Below are 20,931 nucleotides of genomic sequence, written 5' to 3' on the forward strand. Positions count from 1 at the left end.
ATGAAAGAGTTATTGGAAGAATGCAGGAGCATAGTAAGAAAGAAATTTAGTAAAGATGAGATAGTAGCAACTGAAAATACGGATAATTTTATAAAAGCTATGATTGAAAGCGATAATTTTGTTCTTTTTTATAATATGCTTGAAGAAGAATATTCTAAGAGACTATTTAAAAGTTTGATAAGATATAGATATATGCTTTCATTTAATAGAGATGCTTATACTAATTTTGATAAGAAAATAAAATTAAGTATGAAATACGGTTCTATTAATATATTTTCTTGGGGCTTAAAGAGAATTTTATTTGGATTAAAGAAGTTTAAATATCCAAAAGAAATAGAGAATTTTTTACTTTTTTATATATTTGGTTTGGAACAGTATAATATCAAAGACATATTTGAAGTAAGCGATGACAGTGTAGTATTTGATGTTGGTGCTTGGAAAGGCGATACAGCCTATTTCTTTTCAAAAAAATGTTCAGATAAGGCGAAAATTTATGCTTTTGAGCCGGATAAAAAGGCTTATGATACATTAAAAATGATAAAAGAGAAATATAAGCTGAATAATGTTATTTTAGAAAATGTTCTTTTTTCAAATAAAAATGAAGTTATTGATTTTGTATCTATGACTCCTAATACTCCAACAGTACAAATGAATGCTATTACTGTAGATACATTTGTAGAAGAAAATAATATAGAAAGAATAGATTATTTAAAAATGGATGTTGAAGGTGCTGAGATGCATATATTGGAAGGAAGTATAAATACTATAAAGAAATTCAGGCCTTATCTTGCTATAGCAATATATCATGGAGGCGAACTTTTTATGGAAGACTTTTATAAAGTTCCGATATTTATTAAAGAGATAACAGAAAATTATGAGTATTATATAAGAACTTTTTCACCTTGGGGCGGAGAAACTATTCTTTTTTGTAAACCTAAAAATAGATAAAAGACTAAAAATATGTTATAATACTACAGTTGTATAAATGTTGACTTTTTATTACTATACTTATAAAATCAGACTATATATTTAGGAGTTTAGATTTATGGCAAAAAGAGATATGATAAATAGCGTTATAGGAGACGGTTCATCTTTTAAAGGTACTTTTATTGTAAAAGGCTCTTTTCAAATAGATGGAAAATTTGAAGGAGAATTAAAAATTGACGGACATTTGGTAATAGGTCCTAATGGTAAAGTAAAGACCAGTACTATAATGACAGAAAGTATTACAATAGCAGGTACTTTAATTGGTAATATTGATGCTAAAAGAGAAGTTATATTGATAGAAACAGGAAGAGTTTTAGGAAATATAGAGGCTCCTAAGATAGATGTTGGAGAAGGTGCTGTTATACAAGGAGAAATGACTATCACCGGCGGACAGAAAAAAGATATTACAAAAGTTGTTGAAGAATCATTTACCGGTGTGAAAGCAGAAGATATAGTTATTGAAGATAATAACAATAATAATACAGTTGCTGCAGATAATGGCAGTACTTCTAATGATACTATAAATAATAATAGTGATAATAATAATGTTGATTATAATAACAATGTTAATAATGACAACAATAATAATGTTGATTATAATAGCAATATTAATGACACTAATAATGTTAATTTATCAGAAAATAATACAAACAGTTTCGTAACAGCAGATAATCAAAATAATACTAATAATAGTATTTTTTAATTTGTAAAGGTGTATAATAGATGGCTATAAAAATAAAAACTCAAGCTGAAATTAATTTAATGCGTGAAAGCGGTCATATACTTGCTAATGTATTTAAAGAAGTTGAAAAGATAATACAGCCTGGTATTTCTACAAAAGAGATAGATAAATTCGTATACGATTATATAAGAAAGCATAATGCCAAACCTTCATTTAAAGGTTATGGAAATCCTCCTTTTCCAGGTTCTGTTTGTGCTTCTATTAATAATGAAGTAATACATGGCATACCTAGTAAAAAGAAGATTTTAAAAGACGGAGACATTATAGGACTTGATATAGGCGTATATTTTAAAGGATATCATTCAGACAGAGCATTTACTTATAAAGTAGGTAATGTATCAGAAGATGCTGCAAGATTGATTGAAGTTACTATGGAGTCATTTTTTAATGGCGTAAAAAAGATAAAAGACGGTGTACATTTGGGTGATGTTTCTCATGCCATACAAAAAACTGCTGAAGATGCTGGTTATTCTCTTGTAAGAGAGTTTCAAGGTCATGGAGTAGGAGCAAATTTGCATGAAGAACCTGCGGTACCAAATAGAGGAAAAGAGGGAGCAGGTCCTATACTTAAAACTAATATGGTTATAGCAATAGAGCCTATGGTTAATATGGGACATCATGCTATTTTGATAGAAGATGATGATTGGACTATTATTACAAGAGATGGTTCATTATCTGCTCATTATGAACATACTGTAGCAGTTAAAGAAGACGGCGTTGAAATATTAACCGCTTTAGAAGATGATGAATTTGTAAAAAAGTATCTTGGTTAATAATATATTTATTTTATATAAAATTTATCTATAACAACATTAGGATATTAGTATGTCTGCTTTTGAAATTAAAGAAGAATTTATTTTAAATGGAAAACCAATAAAAATTTTATCTGGTGCTATTCACTATTTTAGATTTGTAAAAGAATATTGGGAAGATTGTTTTTACAATTTAAAGGCAGCAGGATTTAATACTGTTGAAACATATATACCTTGGAATATTCATGAGATAGATGAGGGAGTTTTTGATTTTTCAGGAAATAAAGATATAGCAGCTTTTATTAAGCTTGCTCAGAAAATGGATTTATTGGTTATATTAAGACCTACTCCTTATATATGTGCTGAGTGGGAATTCGGAGGACTTCCTGCATGGCTTTTAAGATATGATAATATAAAAGTACGTACTAATACAGAATTGTTTTTAAGTAAAGTTGATGCTTATTATAAAGAGCTATTTAAACATATTGCTGATTTACAGATCACTAGGAATGGCCCAGTAATCATGATGCAGATTGAAAATGAATATGGTTCTTTTGGTAATGATAAAGGCTATCTTAGAGCATTAAAAAATATTATGCAAAAATATGGTGCTGAAGTGCCTTTATTTACTTCAGACGGAGCTTGGGACGCTGTTTTGGAAGCTGGAACATTAGTAGATGATGGGATATTAGCTACTGTTAATTTTGGTTCTCAGGCTAAAGAAAGTTTTGAGGCAGCAGAAAAATTCTTTGAAAGAAAAGGCATAAAAAATCCATTAATGTGTATGGAATTTTGGGACGGCTGGTTTAATTTATGGAAAGAGCCTATAATCAAGAGAGATGCTGATGATTTTATAATGGAAGTAAAAGAGATTTTGAAAAAAGGCAGTATAAATTTATATATGTTTATAGGAGGAACTAATTTCGGTTTTTATAATGGTACTTCTGTAACAGGTTATACTGATTTTCCTCAAATTACATCTTATGATTATGATGCTGTTCTTACAGAGTGGGGAGAACCTACAGATAAATTTTATAAACTTCAGAAACTTATAAATGAATTATTTCCTGAAATAAAGACTTTTGAGCCTAGAGATCATAAAAGAGCTAATTTTGGAGAGGCTAAACTAAAAGATAAAACCTCATTATTTTCAGTGGCAGATAAAATATCAAAATGTCAAAAGAGTGATTATCCTATAACTATGGAAAAGGCTGGAAATGGTTATGGATATATGTTGTATAGAACTCATGTTACAGGTTTTGGCTATAATATGAAGGTAAAAGCTGTTGGAGTTTCTGACAGAGTACATTTCTATTTAAATGGAGAATATAAAGGCGTACAATATCAAGATGAAATCGGCGATATTATAGAAATGAAATTTAATAATGGTGATAATATATTAGAGTTATTGGTTGAAAATGTAGGACGTGTTAATTACGGTTATAAACTTCAGGAATGCAGTCAGATTAAAGGTATTCGCATAGGAGTTATGGTTGATATACATTTTGAAACAGGCTGGGAGCAGTATGCTTTATCTTTAGAAAATATTAATGATCTAGATTTTAATTGTGAGTGGAAAGAGAATACGCCTTCATTTTATCGTTATGAATTTGAAGTTAATGAGGCAGCTGATACTTTTATTGATTGTTCTAAACTTGGAAAGGGGGCAGCATTTATAAACGGCTTTAATTTGGGAAGATATTGGAGTGAAGGTCCTGCATGTTATTTATATGTACCAGCACCTCTTTTGAAAGTCGGATTGAATGAAATTATTATTTTTGAAACAGAAAATATTATACAAGAGAGTTTAGCACTTAAAGAAAATCCTGTTTATAAAGATGTTAAAAAGGTATAAGGCATAAAAAACTATAATGTAAAATATTATTATACCGATATATTTATCAATAAAACTTTATTTTTGATGTAGCTTATGAAACGTATATTTTTTATATTTAATATATTAGTACTTGGTACTTTATCTGTATATGCAGGTCAATCACTTAAGACTCCAAATAGAACTGCAGATACTACTAAACATATTACTGTAGATACAAATATGTATAGGTCTTTATTTACTGGTAAATTGGAGCCTGCTTGGGTATATATAGGAGAAGCTAAAAGAGCAATATATAATGGTGATATTTCTTTTGCATTATACATTATGAACAAAACATTAATGTATTATCCTGATAATGCAGATGCTCATTACTTTTTAGGTGTTATATATGAAAAAGAAGGAGGAAATCCTGCCGAGCAAGGCGGAGCTGCTTCTTATAAATTAGCTATAGAAGAATACAAAAAGGCTATTAATTTAGCTACTAATCTTACAATACCGGCATATAAATTAGATGCATATTTCAGTCTTTTATATATTTATGAAAAATTGATAGATGAAGATAATTATGCTATTATAGAAAAAGAAATTATTAATTTAGCTGAAACTTCCTATAAAACTGAAGAAAAAGGAAGAATATATTTTAGATTAGCTGAACATTATGGCAAAAGAAATAGAGGAACTGCTGCAATAGATTATTATAGACAGGCTTATATTAATGATTATAGACAAAAGTTGTCTCTTTTTAGAATGTCTTTAATATATAGAAGAATGCGCAGTTATGTTCAAGAGAAAGAGGCTTTATTACTTGCTAGTAAATATACTTTTGATAATGTAGAGCCTAGTAATTTTGATGTAGATAAAGCTATTTATCAAAGATTAGAAGCTTTAAAGAATGTAAGGATACCAAAAAAATTAAATTAATTTGTTTAATGAAATAATTATAGAAAGCAATGGTTATTAATATAATCATTGCTTTTTTTATATTTAGGTATTGTATAAAAATAATAATTATATATAATTTTATATCAAATTATCTAATAAAAGAATAAGTAATATGAAAATCAATAAAATATTTTTATTATTGTTAATTGCAATATCATTAAATTTATACTCACAAGAAAATGAATTAAATTATGTTGGTGATGATTACACTTTTACAAATCCTTTTCGTATGTATAATGTAGATAAATATTATATGGGTTGGCAAGATCCTAGGGCTTTTATAGGACGTATATTTTTTGGTAAGAACTTTAATGTATATAAAAATTTATCTCTTATTGCTCCAGATGTTGAGTGGGATTTTAAATCAGTGAATGTGTATGTTGAAGGCCGTTTAGCAAGCGAAATAATGTTTTATAGAAATAAATATTTTTCAGTTGGTATGGGCGGGGCAATGGAAATATCTATACTTGGAAGAAATACAGGACTATTTGATGTTTATGATTTTTCAGGTCAATTTATGGTATTTGCTGATCTCTGGCTTCAAAATCTAGTTGGTATTAATATGAAGATAAGATTAATACCTATGTATCATCAATCTACACATTTAGTTGATGGGTTTAAGGGAGACACTCATATAAAGAGCGGAAGCAGTTATGAATTTGCATCTTTAGCAGTTTATTATTATATTAAGAATTTTAGTATTTATTTAGGTACAGAGTTTTCTTATAATGCAGTTGGAAATAGCCCTCAATTATTTAGAATACATACTGGATTAGATTACAGATTTCCTTTATATAAAGATCAAATTAGTTTAATTACTGGTATAAATATAGCTGCTATTTTAGATAAAAAAGACAGACTTGGATTTATAAAAGAACCTTGGCATGCAGCAGTAAATTTTGGACTTGGAGTTGAGTTTTATAGATATGTTGTATCTTTGAAGGTGGGTTATGGAAAACCTAGAGGTGCTTCTAGTTATTTCGGCTATGAGACTAAAGTTGGACTTGAGATAAGTTTATTATTTTAAATTTAATCTGTTGTATTATATAATATATAAATATTTTTTGTTTATTTAACCGCACGCAGAATAAGTTTTAAAATATAGATTTGTTTGAATTCAAATTTTTATTATATTATAAATTTAGCTTACCGTGCGTTATATGCATTAACAATCTAATCAATACTTGGGTGGGTGCTGAAATTTCTGTTTAATCTATAGAGAATAATTAATATTAAAATTGAAAAAATAATAATAAAGAATAAAGGGCGGGTATGTAATAAAATTCTATTTAATATATGAGTTATAAAATTAATTAAAAAATGTAGATTATAATATAAATTTGATAATTAATAAAAGATGTCATACAATACCAATTATATCTATTTTAAATAATAAGGACTAGGTTTATGAAAAAATTATTTATAATGTTATTACTTAATATAATTTACATATCTGCTTTTGCTGGCACTACCAATATAACAAAGCATTTATTTTTTACTCTTGAAGGAAGCATTGATAAATATCCTATTACAATAAACATACATATTGAAAACCCTGATAATATTACTAGAAATAAAAAGTCTTATATAGACGGACATTATAAATACAATAATGTTAATACTCCAATACCTATAAGCGGAGAAATGGATAAAAATACTATTCAATTTACTGCCTTTGATTTTGATAATTCTGATAAAAAAGAAGAATTCAGTTTTAAAATAAATAATAGTCAGTTAAATAATATTATTGATTTAGGAAACGGTAAAAAGAATATTGATTTAAAAGGAAGCTGGAAAAATAACAATAAAAAATTAAGCTGTAATATACAAACTATAAAACCTTTAGGAAATAAAATATATTCTGTTTATGATATATCTATTTCTAAAGAATATAAAGATAAGACTTATGGTTTATCTGCACTTTATATAGAAAATTTAAAATCATCTATATATGAAAATAAAATCATAAATAAAATAAACAATACCAATGAAATTATTAAAAAAATAAATGATGATATTGCTAAAGTAAATCTTAATGAAGAAGAAATTTTTTACGAAGTTAGTTCTTACAGTTTTTATTACAAATTTTTTAATGATAATATTTTATGTTTTACAAGAAGCGTAGAATATAATGGAGGTGCATATCCTGATACTGCAATATCATATTTGACATTAGATATTAATAGATTAGAAATAAAAAGATTAACTTTATCAGATTTTGTAAATGACAGTGATAAATTTAGAAAAGCTTTGCAAAGTGAAATTAATAAACATTATAAAGAAATTGGAGAAGATGATTTTACTATTGATGTAATAAATAAATCTGATAGTTATTATGCTGAAAGTTTAATGTCTAGAAATGTTGCAATTAACAGATATTCTGACGGCATTAGTTTGCATATAAGCTTTGAGCTTCCTCATGTTGTTAGAGCACTTGATGATTTTGAAATATCTTTTGAAAAATTAAAGCCTTATTTAAAAAAGAATATTTATTGATTGTTTTATTAATAATATTATAAATCAAAACTATCAAACTTTGACAAATTGAAATGTTTTTATTATAATAGGTATATGGAAAAGAAATCAAATATAAAACAAATAAAATATTTTAATCCTTTGAACGATTATTTTATAAGATACCTTTTCACAGATAAAGGAACTAGTGAGAATATACTTTTGGACTTTATCAATTCTATAATGCTTAATGCTAATATGAAGACTTTTCGTTCTGTGGAAATACTTACTCCGTTTAATTTAAAGAAAAATAGGAATTTAAAAGAAACAATAGTTGATGTAAAATGTATTACTCAAAATGGTTCAGTTGTTATAATAGAGATTCAGCTTCAAGGTAATTCAAGATTTCCAGAGAGAATACTTTACTATTGGGCAGCTAATTATAGTAAGTTATTAAAGCATGGTGAAAGATATGATGAGCTTACACCAGTCATAAGTATTAATTTATTAAATTTCAATTTAGATAAAAGTAAAAATATACATTCTTGCTATATGCTTTACGAGATGAATAATAAAAAACTTCTCACAGACCATTTGCAGATACATATAATAGAATTAAAAAAATTCAAGAAAAACATATTAACTAAAGACTTAAACTGTTGGTTAAAAATGTTTACAAGCAAAAATTTGGAGGCTTCTATGTCTGAAATAGTAAAAGAAAAACCCATAATGGAAGAAGTACAGAAAAAATATAATAATTTTATAAAAAGCAGATTAATGATGATGGAGTATGAAAAGAAAGAGGCGTATTTATATGGTAATCAAATAATGCTTGATGAGGAGAGAAGATTAGGTATTGAAGAAGGAATTAAGAAAGGTATAGAACAAGGCAAAAAGGAACAGCAAATATCTATAGCTAGAAGTTTAAAAAATGCAGGCATAGATATAAAAACTATAAGTGAAAACACAGGATTAAGTATAGAAGAAATAAAAAACTTGTGAGTTCCTGACATTCGTTAGAATGGCAGGAGCTTATTAACGAACAAGTTTTTTATGTGTAAATAATAATAGAAAAACTATAATAAAAAATTACGAGCATATATTAAGTTTACTTGATATATATTTTGGGCGAGTAATTTTTTATATATAGATAAAAATAAAAAACTCGTTAGTGTCTGATAACTTCATTTGCTAGTAAATTATATAAAAAATAAAAAGAGCTTCTATATAATAATATATAAAAGCTCTTAATTTTTATTCTTGTTTATTATTTTTTTAATAACTCAGCAACTGTTTCATCTAATTCATTTGGTTTTACTCTAGGATCGTAGCGTCCAACTATGTTGCCTTGTCTGTCTATTAAAAACTTTCCGAAATTCCATCTTATTTTTTCAACACCTTCTTCAGTTGGCTTTTCTGTTCTTAAATAAGTAAATAAAGGATCAGCATTTTTACTATTAACTTTTACTTTATCAAATAATTTGAATGTTATTCCGTATTTTTCTTCTCTGAATTTTGCAATTTCTTCAATAGGTTCTTTTGCCTGTCCTCCGAATTGATTGCAAGGAAAATCTAATATTTCAAAACCTTCCTCTTTATATTTTTTGTATAACTCCTGCAACTCAGGATATTGTTTTGTGAATCCTCATTTAGTTGCAGTATTAACTATTAATAATACTTTTCCTTCATATTCTTTTAAACTTACATCATTTCCTTCAGCATCTTTTACTGTGTAATCATAAATGCTCATATATTCCTCCATAGTATTTATTTTTAATAATTATAAATTAGTTTTATTATATATGCAAACAAATGAAGTTAAATAAAAAAGCATATCCTATTAAAAAATAGAATATGCTTGTATTATTAATTTATAATTTAATTAAAAATTATAAAAGAGCTTTAGCAGCATTTAAAGCAGCTTCATAGTCTGGTTCATTAGTGATTTCAGGAACGTACTGAACATATTTAACAACATTATCTTTGTCTAATACAAATACAGCACGAGTAAGAAGTTGTAATTCTTTTAATAAAGTACCGAATTTTCTTCCGAAATCTTTTTGATTGTAGTCAGAAGCTACGATATGAGAAGAAGCATTAGCAGCAGCACACCATCTAGCTTGAGCGAATGGTAAGTCAACTGATACTGTTACAACTGTTACTCCTTTAAGAGAAGCAGCTTCTTTATTGAATCTTTTAGTTTGTATATCACATACTGGTGTATCTAAAGATGGTACAGAAGAAATGATTTTTACTGTATCACCAGCATCTTTTAAAGACCATGGGCTTAAATCTGTTTTTAATACTGTGAAATCTAATGCTTTAGCTCCAACTGTTAATTGTGCACCTTCTAAAGTTTGTGCAGCACCTTGAAATGTAACTGTCATATTTAAACTCCTTAAACAATTATTTTTATCAATATTAAAATAATTATTAATTAAATTATTTAAAGAAAATATATAATTATTAAAAAAAAAGTCAATAACAAAATATTATAATTATGTTTTTTTTGATAGTTCTAACAATTTTAGTCTTATTAAAAATTCTTTATTGTATTTTATATTGATATTAATATCTTTTTTTGTGAAAGGGTGAACAAAATGAATTTCTTTGGCTATTAAAGCAAAACCATTCATTTTATAAATACCTGCATTTTTTGAATATATTTTATCGCCTATTATAGGATGTCCAATATATGAAAGATGAACTCTTATTTGATGTGTTCTTCCAGTTGTTGGTCTCAATTCCAATAAAGTATGTTCATTTAGTTTTTTTAATATTTTATAATATGTTACAGCAGATTCTCCGCCTTCTTTTATTGATAAAGGTATTCTTCTATTAGGATTTTTTTTATCAACGCCTATAGATAATTCTATAACACCATTTTCTTTTTTTACATTTCCTTGAACTATAGCATGATAAACTTTATTAATAGTTTTGTTTTTAAATGCATCTTCAAAATATTTTTTTGTTTCTTCATCTCTTGCAAGTATTACTATACCAGAAGTGAATTTATCTATTCTATGAACTAAATATAAATTATCAAAATGATTATATTCTTTTTTTATTATATTTATTAAATTATTATCAACTTCAATTCCAGCTTCTTTATTAATAGCAATAAAATAATTGTCTTCGTATATGATATTCATTTTTGTATCACTTATATTTTTATAATTTATTTATTATTAAAGATATTCTAGTAAAGAAATAATTCACATTTCTAAGGCTTTCCATAAGTAAGAATATTAATTTTTCTTTATTACTTCTTTCGCCTCTTTCGCACATTAGTATAGTCGTTGAAAGAATGGTTTTTAACATACTTACTTTTTCTTGATAGCTCTTTATTATATTTATAGTATCATTATAAACATTGTCTATATTATCATAATTATTTATATTATTATATATATCTGATAAAATATTTCTAAACTCTTCTAATGTATTTTTTAAACTTGTATATGCATTTTTTATATTTTCATTATCATCTTTTTTATAAATATCATCAGCTATATTTAATACTTTTTCTCTTATATTATTTTGAGAAAAGTCATTAATATTTCCTTCTTCTATAGAGTCAATTTGTACAGCTTCTTTTGTGAGTCTTTTTATTTTCATGTTTTTGTATTTATTTTTGAATTCGTTAAAATATTCTATTTGACTTTCAAATACAAATTCAGTTGGAGGATATTTTTCTATATAAGTATTGTTTTTTATAGTGTTAAAATAATATGATTCATAAGTTTTTAATTTACCCGTTTTATTAACCATATATTCATAAGAAAGAGCATGTTTAATATGTCTTTGATAAAATGGATAACTATTATCAAAACCTATTAATAATACCTCATCTAAACCAATATAATAAGCAAAATCTATCATAGTTGTTGCTACAGTATTAGAAGTTGTAAGATGTGATAACTTGGTAAAATTTTGTATATATTCTACAAGTCCAAAATTATTTATAGAAGTAAATCTTATAATATTAGTTCTATTATTAATATTTTTGGGTATAATCTTATTACATGCCATATCCATAACTAAATAAGGAAAATTACTGCTTTCATAAACAAAATCTAATGAATTAAAAAATCCACCGTCTACAGTAACAACAAAGTCTGGAATTATACCATGTTTAGATAGCACACTATAAGTTGTATCAACACATATTATAAAAAAATCATTTCTTTTTTCTTTTATAGTATCTATACTATGTTTTAAAGTAGGTCCGGGACAAATTAATAATGCCTTTAAACCTTTAAATGCATTTTTAAAAGTTGATATATCAGATGATTTATTAATATATTCACTGTTAAATATAATATTTTTTGTCCATATATTTTCAAAGTACATATTTGTGAATATATTTGATATTTCTTTCTCAACTATGTTTAATATTTGTGTATAAAATATATTTCCATTATCTTTTTCTTCTTTTGTTAAAGAGGGAAGCAATACTAAATTTATACCATTAATGCTTTTGTAATCTATTAATTTATTTATATATTCGATAGAATCATCTTTATGTATAAAGAAAATATTTTGATTATTTGGGTTGTATATATTGTAATAAGAATATTTGAATAGTACTGTATCTTCAATTACTGTGATAATTTTTAATGTTTTTAAAGTATTTTCATCAAAATAATCATTAATATTTTCAAGTAAGTATTTTAATATATATCCTAATCCATAACCATACATTATTAATAAATTTTTATTTTTATTAATATGTTCTAATGCTCTTTTACATTCATTATCTATATTATATTTACTATGTATAGCTCTTGAATTTTTTGATGCAATTATGATTCCGTCTTTATTTTTTTCTATTTTATATGAAGTGTTAGGTTCACTTAATGTATTTTGCATCAATTCATGTAGTTTTTTTGATATATTCATTCATCTATGATAACAAAAAAAATATAAAAATCAAATATATAATAATTTTTTTGTTTTTTTCTAAAAAATCATTGACAATATTTATAAATTTTATAAATTTATTATGATTATTTATTAGGGGTATGATTATGAGCAGTTCACCATTAGGATTGAATACTAAGTCAGGAAAAGCCTATCAAGTTATGGTTATAGATGATTCCAGTACTATACGTATGGCAGAGAAAAAAATATTATTATCAGAGCAGTTTGATGTAGTTATGGAATCAGACGGTGCTATGGATGCATTAAAAAAATTAAGAGAAGCAGTAGAAAAACCAGATATTATAATGATGGATTTTGAAATGCCGCAGATGAATGGTATTGATTTACTAAAAAGAATAAGAGCTTTGAATGTAGATTCCAAAATTATAGTAGTAACATCTTATGCCAATAAAGGCGTATTAATGGAATTCCTTAAACTTAAAGTAGATGGATATATAGTAAAACCTATACAGCGTCAAACAGTTATTCAGCATTTAGCTAAGGTTCTTGGCAGAGAAGATTATGTAAAATAATATTCATATTATGCTACATTTTAGATTAATTTTTATTTAATTTGATATTTTTCTTCTTTATTATTGTTTTATTTTTATATTGATAATTTTACAATAAAATGTTATAATTATAGGAATATTTTTCTAAGGATAATATATGGCAGTAAAAAAGAATAAAACAGATAATTCTGAAGAAAGACAATATTCTACACTGACAAAAGATATATTAAAAAGAGTAGATCATATTTCAATAGAAAATGAATTAAGAGAATCATATTTAACTTATGCAATGAGCGTAATAGTATCAAGAGCATTGCCAGATGTTAGAGACGGATTAAAACCAGTTCATAGAAGAATACTTTATGCTATGTATGATGCTAATCTTACACATGATAAACCATATAAGAAGTCAGCAGCTACAGTAGGGGAAGTTTTGGCACGTTATCACCCACACGGAGATGCTGCAGTATATGGTACTATGGTAAGAATGGCACAAGATTTCTCTATGAGATATTTGCTTGTAGACGGACAGGGTAACTTCGGTTCTATAGATGATGACCCTCCAGCAGCAATGCGTTATACAGAAGCTAGAATGACACGTTTTGCTGAAGAAATGCTCAATGATATAGAGAAAGAAACAGTTAAATTTGTACCTAACTTCGATGATTCCAGAACAGAGCCTTCAGTACTTCCTGCTACAGTTCCTCAGCTTCTAGTTAATGGAAGTATGGGAATTGCTATAGGTATGGCTACAAATATGCCTACTCATAACCTAAGAGAAGTAGTTAATGCCATTGTATACTATATAGATCATCAGGATGCTGAGATAAAAGACCTTATGCGTTATATTCAAGGTCCGGATTTCCCTACAGCTGGTATTATATACGGTAAAGAGGGCATAAAAGAAGCATATACAACTGGAAAAGGCAGAATTAAATTAAGAGCCAGACTTGAAATAGAAGAAACTAAAAGAGACAGAGAAGCCATAGTAGTTAAAGAGCTTCCTTATGGTGTTGTAAAAACTACACTTCATGAAAAGATAGCTGAATTAGTTAAACAAGGCAAAATAGAGGGAGTTGCTGATATTAGAGATGAATCTAGTAACAGGGCCGGTATAAGATTGGTAATAGAACTTAAAAAAGGCGTAGCAACTCAAATAGTATTGAATCAGCTGTTCAAACATACAGATTTGGAAACTACTTTTGGTATTATAAACCTTGCTTTAGTTAATGGCGAACCTAAAGTATTGAATTTAAAAGAGCTTATCAAGTATTTTGTTGATCATAGGGTAGAAGTAATCACTAGAAGAACAGAATATGACTTGAATCAGGCTAGAGCAAAGGCACATATATTAGAAGGTTTATTAATAGCTCAGGCTAATATAGAAGAAGTTATAAGAATCATAAGAGAAAGTGAAAACACAGAAGCTGCTAGAACAACTCTTATGAATAGATTCAAATTATCAGAAAAGCAGGCACAGGCTATACTTGATATGCCTCTTAAACGCTTAACAGCTTTAGAAAAATTAAAAATAGAGCAGGAATTACAGCAATTAAGAGAATTTATAGCTTATTGTGAGGATTTGCTTGCTCACCCAGAAAAAATACTAGCAGTTATTAAAGATGAGCTTAAAAATATAGCTGAGAAATACGGCGATGACAGAAGAAGCGAAATAATAGGTAAAACTAATGATACAGAAATCGATGAAGAAGATTTGATACATGATGAAGATGTAGCAGTATCAATAACTACTCAAGGCTTTATAAAAAGAGTACCAGCTTCAAGCTATCGTACGCAAGGCAGAGGCGGAGTAGGTGTTCAAGGCGGAAAATCACAAGGCGAGCACTATATAGAACATTTATTTGTAGCTTCTACTAAAGACTATTTATTCATATTTACAGATAGAGGTAAGGCTTTCTGGATGAAAGTTCATGAAATACCTGCTTTGACTAAACTTTCACAAGGTAAAAGTATTAAATTTATACTTAATTTAGCACCGGAAGAAAAGATTACAAGCTATTTTACAGTATCAGATTTTGACCCTAAACAGTCAATTATAATGGTTACAAAAATGGGTACTATAAAGAAAATGGAATTGAAACATCTTGAAAATGCTAAAAAGAGAGGAATATTAGCTTTAACATTGGAAAATAATGATGAATTAGTAGCCGTTTCAGCAGTACAAACAGGCGATGACTTCATTATGACTACTGGTGCAGGTCTTGCTTTGAGAATCACTGAAGAAAAGATCAGAAAAATGGGAAGAGCTGCAGGCGGTGTAAAAGGTATTGCCTTAGATGATGACGATGTTTGTGTATCAGGTAATGCTATACATAAAGGTGAATCTTTGATAGTTATTACTGAACATGGTATAGGTAAGAGATTATCTTCTAAACAATTTAATGTTAAAGGCAGAGGCGGAAAAGGTCAGATTTATATTAAGCCGGATAATAAAACTGGAAAAGTTGTCAGCGTAAAAACTGTAGGCGATAAAGATGAGATAATGGTTGTTACTACTGATGACATGACTATAAAGATAAAAGCTGATTCAATACCGGAACTTGGAAGAAATGCCAAAGGAGTAAAAATAGTAAATATTTCTGATGGTGCTAAGGTTAGTGATTTAGCTGTTGTACCAGCAGATGATGAAGAAAAGAAATAATCATTAAAAGTTATAAAAGCCTATATTATATTTATATAATATAGGCTTTTTCTAAAAGAATTTGTATTTTTGTGAAATTTTATTATATTAATAATATAAAGAATACGTATTCAAAATATTTGGAAATAAGGTATCTTTATTTCTGAAATCTTTAATTTAATTAATTTATTTTATTATTTACACTTTTTGCGGTAATAGCATAAAAATTACTTATTAAAAATATAAAAATATAGATAATATTAATATAACTTAGAGGTTAAGATTATGGATAGAAAGTTAGAATTGTTTGACACTCTACCTTATGATGCTAAAATATTTATCAGGAGTAAATTTCTTAAAGCAAATATAGTTGACCTAGAAGTAGTAGACAATCTTTTCAAGGTCGAACTTGATAATGAAATATCAATAACCTTTGATGAAAATGGAAATTGGATTTCCATAAATAGTCAAAATAGGCTTCCAGAACATGTTATACCCAATGTGGTTAAAGAAAAAGTTCATAAATTAAAAAGATTCGAAGTAGAATATAAAGACGAAAATTTAGATATTAATGAAGTTAGAAGAATCATTAATTCATACAGAGTTATATTAGATCATTATTTGGAAATGCACATATACAGCAATTAATTATAACTCAAAGTCAATTATTTTAAACAACGAACTATTTTACCGTTTGCCATTTCATAAACATTATTGGCATGAGCGGCTATATTATGGGCATGTGTTACCATTATAATGCTTGTGCCTTGTTTATTGATGGTAGAAAATATTTCCATTAATGTTTTTGTAGTTGCCGGATCTAAATCGCTTGTAGGCTCATCTGCTATCAAGCATTTACATCCATAAGCTAAAGCTCTTAATATAGCAACTTTTTTCATCTCTCCTCCGGATAGATTAGCTGCTTTAGCATACATCTTATCTTTGAGTGAGAATAGTTCTATATTTTCTTTAGTTTGATTTATTTTTTCATCAGTAATTTTATGTTTAAATGCTAAAGGCATTAATATATTATCTATAACACTTATAGTTGGTATAATTACTGGATATTGGAATATATAAGAAAAATATTCCCTTCTAAAGCTTGCAAGAACATCGTCAGAAGCATCATTTAATTTATAAGAGTCATAATATATAGTTCCGCTTGTAGCTTTTAATATTCCGCCTATTATGCTCAACAATGTACTTTTACCGCTTCCAGTATGTCCGACAAAGCTTATAAAATCGCCTTGATTAATATCTAAGCTAATATCTTCGCATGCATTACATTGATTAACGCCCATTGGGAATACTTTTGATACATTGATAATTTTAATATTCATAGTGTTCCCCTTAAATCTTCATAAGGATCTTTATGTAAAAGTATAGAATTTGAAATAAAAGCACCTATCATAAAACCAACTATTAAAACAGCATTGGCTATAAGTATCATATAAGCTCCATTAATAACATCAGCAAATTCTATTAAAGTTAATATATAGGAACTGTATCTAAGATATAAAATTCCCATTTCAATAATACATATACCAAATGAAATAAGAGGATATAGTAAACTTATAAGCATTGCTAATTTTTTTATAGCTAACTTTGTGGCACCGAATATACGAAGCGTAGAAAACATTCTGTTGTTTTTTGAGAATATATATGCACTTGATATAGCTGAATATAATACCCCTATTATAAATATGCCTATAAATAGAGCATATATAGAAAATTCTCTAAAGAAAGGAATACTTTCATTCAATAATATTTCATATTTCCATACTAAACTAAATATTGAAACAATAGTCATAAGCTGGGATAATGAAATAAATATCACTACAGAAAAAACAATACTTCCTTTTATAAGTTTTGAAGCATATCCAATAGTTGAGTTATACACAATAAAACCTTTTATTTTTTTAATAATATTAAACTATTTTTTTATAGCTTTGTAAAATAAATGCCATTCTGTATTATAATATCGATATTATTAATTATTACTTAAATAAATTATTTATTATTTTATTTTGAAAAGAGCCATAGTAAAATCATCATCAGGCGACATGTATGATAAATATTCATAGAAATCTTTTTCTATGCTGTCCACTATTTTTTCAGCTTTTAGGTATTTATTATCATAAATAACTTTTTTTAATCTGTCTATACCATAAAGATCATATTTATTTTTTGATTTAGATGCTTCTGTGACTCCATCTGTATAAAAGAACAATATATCACCTTTAGTAATATTTATAGTTTCTTCTTCATAATTAGCTTTAGGGAAAAGTCCTATTATAGTACCGCCTTTAGAATATTCTTTTATTTCATTATTATGAATTAAAATTAAAGGTGTATGGGAGGCATTTGAATATGTTACTTTATAATTGATTAAATCTATTTCTGCTACTACCATAGTTAAATAATAGTTAATAGGAAGTATTTTAAGAAGATAATTATTCATTGTGTAAATTAGATTACTTGCTGATTTAAAATTACTAGCTAAATTTCTAAAAGCTGTTTTAAACATAGCAGTAATAATTGCAGCTTCAACTCCATGTCCGCTAATATCAGCCATAATAAATAATATTCTATTTTCATCAATATTTATATAATCAAAAAAATCTCCACCTATCATTTCAAGAGGTTTGTACAAATAGGCAGAATTTATTTTTTCATTATTAGGCATTTTTTTAGGCATCATATATTCTTGTAATTTTCTAGCCTTTTTCATATCCTTTTTATATTGCTTTCTTATGGAATCAAGTACATCGTATCTTCCCAAAATATAACTGTTTTTATCTTTTAGGTCTATTATTGCTCTTTGATAATCATTTATGATGGCACTATTTATTTTTGAAAATCTGTAGGTTTTTCCTTCAGATAATCTTTCTTCTATTTGTTTATAATCTTTTATTAGATAAAATTTAATAAGTCTCTTGTAAAAAATCAAAGCTGGTATAAAAAATAATATGAATAATATAAATAATAATATAAATGTAAATTTATTCTGATAATAAGTTATAGAAGCTATATTTAGAAGTATAAATAGTACTAAAAATACTACAGAAATAAATCTTAAAAACATTAAAATACGTTCATCTTTCATAGGAAACTTAAAAAAATTATTTTATTACAGAGATTATATCAAAAAGAATGGACTTTGCAAATATTTTTTACAAAATAAAGAGTATAGATATTGCAAAAAATGCACTTACTTTATACAATATATATATATTAAGCATACAAAATGTTTAATAAATTTTTTTAAGGAGAAATAGTATGAATAGATGCGAAGGCATATTATCTGCTCTAATGACTCCATTTGATAAAAATGGAAAATTAGATGAAAACGTTTTAAGAAAGTATGTAAGGCATAATATAGACCGCATGAAAGTTGACGGTTTATATGTAGGTGGTTCTACAGGTGAAGGACTTCTTATGTCTAAAGAAGAAAGAATGGCTGTTTTTGAAATAACAAAAGAAGAAGTAGCTGGAAAAATTCCTCTTATTGCTCATGTTGGTACATTAAATCTTAATGAAGCATGTGAAATGGCTCAAAAAGCTGAAGAATTAGGTTATGATTTGATATCTGCTGTTACTCCATACTATTATCCATTCTCTTTTGCAGATATTAGTAAATATTATAATACTATATTAGAAGCTACAACTAAAACTCCTATTGTAATATATTTCTTGCCTACACTTTCAAACAATAGCATATCTTTAGATGATTTCGGCAAATTATTTGAAAATGAAAGAGTAATGGGTATTAAGTACACTTCTTCTGATTTATTCTTACTTGAAAGATTAATACAGAAATTCCCTACTAAAATGATGTGGGCTGGTTTTGATGAATTATTAATTGCTTATGCTTCTTATGGTTTAAGATCTGCTATAGGTTCTACTTACAATATTGAAGCTCCTTTAGCTAGAAAAGTATTAAATGCTCTTGATGCTAAAGATATGCAAGAAGCATTAAAAGTTCAGCATGACATGAACGATGTAATATCTACTTTATTAAAAGTTGGTATATATCCAGCACTTAAAGAATGTATCACTTATTATGATCCTGCTGCTGTTTCTTACTGCAGAGCTCCTATCGGTTCTAAAGGTCTTACTGACGACGATAAAAAATTATTGAAAAACATGTTTGATAAGTATTTATCTAAATTTTAATTGAAAAAATGATTTTTCGGGTATTGCTTTATTTTGGACTATTATTGTTCACGTGGGCAATACCCAATATTTAAGGAGAAATAACTATGATTTTAAAACCTATTAAAAGTGAATTTAATCAAGATTTCCATGATACTATATGGAAAGCAAAAAATTATATTAGAGATCATTATGATGAATTAAAAAATCTTCCTAATGGAAAACATTTATTAGATAAAGAGATTTGCGAAGGTGCATTTATTAATGTTACAGAATATGACAACAAAGATAATCCGCCTTGGGAATCACATTTAAAATTTGTAGATGTTCAAATAATATTTGAAGGTGCTGAAGATTTTATAATAGCTAATACTTCTACATTAAAACCAAAAACTTATGATGAAGCTAGCGATTATCATGATTGGGAAGGTGAGGGAACTGTACGTTTAACTTTGTCACAAGGTGAAATTTTAATACTTCTTCCTTATGATGCTCATAGAGTAGGACTTCCTCCAAAAACAGGTAAAACTCATGTTAAAAAAGCTATAGTGAAAGTTCCTTACAAAGGTTAATTTCTTTTACTTAAATAAATGGCTGGTATAGATAATATATCAGCCATTTTTTATGTTTAATATTTTTGTTATATAAACTTATAAAAAATAGAAATCTAAAATGATTTTAATATATACCTAAACAACTACATTTTGCCAATTTTATTTTTTATATTGTTATTATTTTCGGGGACTAGCCCCCGAACTCTCAGTTCTTTTACGACCGAAGGAAGTACTGTAAGTATTGGTATAAAAGAACCAAAAAAACTGCATTTTTAGTCTAAATCTAGGTTATACCCTACATTTAATACATATATTTTTAATATAAAGTTCTAGTAATTGCGTTTTCGCAAAGCGTATCCGAGCTTGTCGAGGATATAAGCAACTTTGACGAAGTCCGCAGAGCGTGTGCGGCAAAAAAGTTGATAATATTAC

General features: G+C 26.9%; 20 protein-coding genes. 13 read left to right on the top strand and 7 right to left on the bottom strand.

The annotated features are described in order from the left end of the window. The 8 genes from Q0K52_RS00690 to Q0K52_RS00725 all read left to right on the top strand — a co-directional run bounded on the left by Q0K52_RS00690 (position 1) and on the right by Q0K52_RS00725 (position 8,716). Positions 1-948: an FkbM family methyltransferase gene (locus tag Q0K52_RS00690; RefSeq protein WP_297295436.1), complete on the top strand. Its 948-nt coding sequence runs from the start codon at positions 1-3 to the stop codon at positions 946-948. Between the two features lie 97 nt (positions 949-1,045). Then, entirely contained in the window at positions 1,046-1,690 is a 645-nt protein-coding gene (locus Q0K52_RS00695) for a polymer-forming cytoskeletal protein (RefSeq protein ID WP_297295438.1), read from the top strand. A 20-nt stretch (positions 1,691-1,710) separates the two neighbouring features. After that, a complete protein-coding gene (gene map, locus Q0K52_RS00700; protein WP_297295440.1) occupies positions 1,711-2,502 on the top strand; it encodes a type I methionyl aminopeptidase in 792 nt (263 codons plus the stop codon). 52 nt (positions 2,503-2,554) lie between these two features. Further along, entirely contained in the window at positions 2,555-4,336 is a 1,782-nt protein-coding gene (locus Q0K52_RS00705; RefSeq protein WP_297295442.1) for a beta-galactosidase family protein, read from the top strand. A 75-nt stretch (positions 4,337-4,411) separates the two neighbouring features. Further along, positions 4,412-5,239 carry a hypothetical protein gene (locus tag Q0K52_RS00710; protein WP_297295444.1) on the top strand — a complete coding sequence of 276 codons (828 nt, stop codon included), beginning with the start codon at positions 4,412-4,414 and terminating at the stop codon, positions 5,237-5,239. Between the two features lie 133 nt (positions 5,240-5,372). Next, positions 5,373-6,287: a hypothetical protein gene (locus tag Q0K52_RS00715; protein ID WP_297295446.1), complete on the top strand. Its 915-nt coding sequence runs from the start codon at positions 5,373-5,375 to the stop codon at positions 6,285-6,287. 380 nt (positions 6,288-6,667) lie between these two features. Next, positions 6,668-7,756, top strand: coding sequence for a hypothetical protein (locus Q0K52_RS00720; protein WP_297295448.1), 1,089 nt, complete (start codon positions 6,668-6,670; stop codon positions 7,754-7,756). Positions 7,757-7,831: 75 nt separating this feature from the next. Beyond that, positions 7,832-8,716, top strand: a complete 885-nt coding sequence (locus tag Q0K52_RS00725) for an Rpn family recombination-promoting nuclease/putative transposase (protein WP_297295451.1) — start codon at positions 7,832-7,834, stop codon at positions 8,714-8,716. Positions 8,717-8,981: 265 nt separating this feature from the next. Here Q0K52_RS00725 and Q0K52_RS00730 read toward each other — a convergent pair whose 3' ends face one another. The 4 genes from Q0K52_RS00730 to Q0K52_RS00745 all read right to left on the bottom strand — a co-directional run bounded on the left by Q0K52_RS00730 (position 8,982) and on the right by Q0K52_RS00745 (position 12,616). After that, entirely contained in the window at positions 8,982-9,464 is a 483-nt protein-coding gene (locus Q0K52_RS00730; protein ID WP_297295453.1) for a glutathione peroxidase, read from the bottom strand. 139 nt (positions 9,465-9,603) lie between these two features. Beyond that, the gene (gene tpx / locus Q0K52_RS00735) at positions 9,604-10,101 is read right to left on the bottom strand and encodes a thiol peroxidase (protein ID WP_297295455.1); all 498 of its coding nucleotides are present in this window, start codon (positions 10,099-10,101) and stop codon (positions 9,604-9,606) included. 111 nt (positions 10,102-10,212) lie between these two features. Further along, positions 10,213-10,866 carry an RluA family pseudouridine synthase gene (locus tag Q0K52_RS00740; RefSeq protein WP_297295457.1) on the bottom strand — a complete coding sequence of 218 codons (654 nt, stop codon included), beginning with the start codon at positions 10,864-10,866 and terminating at the stop codon, positions 10,213-10,215. Between the two features lie 19 nt (positions 10,867-10,885). After that, a complete protein-coding gene (locus Q0K52_RS00745) occupies positions 10,886-12,616 on the bottom strand; it encodes a 6-hydroxymethylpterin diphosphokinase MptE-like protein (protein WP_297295459.1) in 1,731 nt (576 codons plus the stop codon). 128 nt (positions 12,617-12,744) lie between these two features. Here Q0K52_RS00745 and Q0K52_RS00750 point away from each other — a divergent pair, with 128 nt between their 5' ends. From Q0K52_RS00750 to Q0K52_RS00760, 3 genes are all read left to right on the top strand, one after another. Beyond that, a complete protein-coding gene (locus tag Q0K52_RS00750) occupies positions 12,745-13,170 on the top strand; it encodes a response regulator (RefSeq protein WP_297295461.1) in 426 nt (141 codons plus the stop codon). A gap of 136 nt (positions 13,171-13,306) precedes the next feature. Beyond that, positions 13,307-15,811, top strand: a complete 2,505-nt coding sequence (gene gyrA, locus Q0K52_RS00755) for a DNA gyrase subunit A (protein WP_297295463.1) — start codon at positions 13,307-13,309, stop codon at positions 15,809-15,811. 282 nt (positions 15,812-16,093) lie between these two features. Next, positions 16,094-16,438: a PepSY-like domain-containing protein gene (locus tag Q0K52_RS00760; protein WP_297295465.1), complete on the top strand. Its 345-nt coding sequence runs from the start codon at positions 16,094-16,096 to the stop codon at positions 16,436-16,438. Positions 16,439-16,455: 17 nt separating this feature from the next. On the opposite strand, the gene Q0K52_RS00765 is transcribed toward Q0K52_RS00760, so the two are convergent. The 3 genes from Q0K52_RS00765 to Q0K52_RS00775 form a co-directional block, all read right to left on the bottom strand. Continuing rightward, the gene (locus tag Q0K52_RS00765; protein WP_297295467.1) at positions 16,456-17,130 is read right to left on the bottom strand and encodes an ABC transporter ATP-binding protein; all 675 of its coding nucleotides are present in this window, start codon (positions 17,128-17,130) and stop codon (positions 16,456-16,458) included. Continuing rightward, on the bottom strand, positions 17,127-17,690 hold the full coding sequence (locus Q0K52_RS00770; RefSeq protein WP_297295468.1) for a hypothetical protein: 564 nt from the start codon (positions 17,688-17,690) through the stop codon (positions 17,127-17,129). Before Q0K52_RS00770 ends, Q0K52_RS00765 begins: the two co-directional genes overlap by 4 nt. 117 nt (positions 17,691-17,807) lie before the next feature. After that, positions 17,808-18,896 carry a PP2C family protein-serine/threonine phosphatase gene (locus Q0K52_RS00775; protein ID WP_297295469.1) on the bottom strand — a complete coding sequence of 363 codons (1,089 nt, stop codon included), beginning with the start codon at positions 18,894-18,896 and terminating at the stop codon, positions 17,808-17,810. Between the two features lie 173 nt (positions 18,897-19,069). On the opposite strand from Q0K52_RS00775, the gene Q0K52_RS00780 reads away from it, so the two are divergent. Together Q0K52_RS00780 and Q0K52_RS00785 are read left to right on the top strand one after the other, a co-directional pair. After that, positions 19,070-19,966 carry an N-acetylneuraminate lyase gene (locus tag Q0K52_RS00780; protein ID WP_297295470.1) on the top strand — a complete coding sequence of 299 codons (897 nt, stop codon included), beginning with the start codon at positions 19,070-19,072 and terminating at the stop codon, positions 19,964-19,966. An 86-nt stretch (positions 19,967-20,052) separates the two neighbouring features. Further along, the gene (locus tag Q0K52_RS00785; protein ID WP_297295471.1) at positions 20,053-20,517 is read left to right on the top strand and encodes a YhcH/YjgK/YiaL family protein; all 465 of its coding nucleotides are present in this window, start codon (positions 20,053-20,055) and stop codon (positions 20,515-20,517) included. Positions 20,518-20,931 lie beyond the last annotated feature (414 nt).

This window comes from uncultured Brachyspira sp., assembly GCF_944390845.1.
In the GTDB taxonomy this organism is placed as follows: Bacteria; Spirochaetota; Brachyspiria; order Brachyspirales; family Brachyspiraceae; genus Brachyspira; species Brachyspira pulli.

What these genes read in the sequence shown, in the direction of transcription:
- Q0K52_RS00710 (WP_297295444.1), top strand. Translation starts at nt 4,412, where the DNA reads ATGAAACGTATATTTTTTATATTTAATATATTAGTACTTGGTACTTTA.
- Q0K52_RS00745 (WP_297295459.1), bottom strand. Translation starts at nt 12,616, where the DNA reads ATGAATATATCAAAAAAACTACATGAATTGATGCAAAATACATTAAGT.
- Q0K52_RS00690 (WP_297295436.1), top strand. Translation starts at nt 1, where the DNA reads ATGAAAGAGTTATTGGAAGAATGCAGGAGCATAGTAAGAAAGAAATTT.
- tpx (WP_297295455.1), bottom strand. Translation starts at nt 10,101, where the DNA reads ATGACAGTTACATTTCAAGGTGCTGCACAAACTTTAGAAGGTGCACAA.
- Q0K52_RS00765 (WP_297295467.1), bottom strand. Translation starts at nt 17,130, where the DNA reads ATGAATATTAAAATTATCAATGTATCAAAAGTATTCCCAATGGGCGTT.
- Q0K52_RS00720 (WP_297295448.1), top strand. Translation starts at nt 6,668, where the DNA reads ATGAAAAAATTATTTATAATGTTATTACTTAATATAATTTACATATCT.
- Q0K52_RS00705 (WP_297295442.1), top strand. Translation starts at nt 2,555, where the DNA reads ATGTCTGCTTTTGAAATTAAAGAAGAATTTATTTTAAATGGAAAACCA.
- Q0K52_RS00715 (WP_297295446.1), top strand. Translation starts at nt 5,373, where the DNA reads ATGAAAATCAATAAAATATTTTTATTATTGTTAATTGCAATATCATTA.
- Q0K52_RS00750 (WP_297295461.1), top strand. Translation starts at nt 12,745, where the DNA reads ATGAGCAGTTCACCATTAGGATTGAATACTAAGTCAGGAAAAGCCTAT.
- Q0K52_RS00740 (WP_297295457.1), bottom strand. Translation starts at nt 10,866, where the DNA reads ATGAATATCATATACGAAGACAATTATTTTATTGCTATTAATAAAGAA.
- Q0K52_RS00695 (WP_297295438.1), top strand. Translation starts at nt 1,046, where the DNA reads ATGGCAAAAAGAGATATGATAAATAGCGTTATAGGAGACGGTTCATCT.
- Q0K52_RS00725 (WP_297295451.1), top strand. Translation starts at nt 7,832, where the DNA reads ATGGAAAAGAAATCAAATATAAAACAAATAAAATATTTTAATCCTTTG.
- Q0K52_RS00780 (WP_297295470.1), top strand. Translation starts at nt 19,070, where the DNA reads ATGAATAGATGCGAAGGCATATTATCTGCTCTAATGACTCCATTTGAT.
- gyrA (WP_297295463.1), top strand. Translation starts at nt 13,307, where the DNA reads ATGGCAGTAAAAAAGAATAAAACAGATAATTCTGAAGAAAGACAATAT.
- map (WP_297295440.1), top strand. Translation starts at nt 1,711, where the DNA reads ATGGCTATAAAAATAAAAACTCAAGCTGAAATTAATTTAATGCGTGAA.
- Q0K52_RS00785 (WP_297295471.1), top strand. Translation starts at nt 20,053, where the DNA reads ATGATTTTAAAACCTATTAAAAGTGAATTTAATCAAGATTTCCATGAT.
- Q0K52_RS00775 (WP_297295469.1), bottom strand. Translation starts at nt 18,896, where the DNA reads ATGAAAGATGAACGTATTTTAATGTTTTTAAGATTTATTTCTGTAGTA.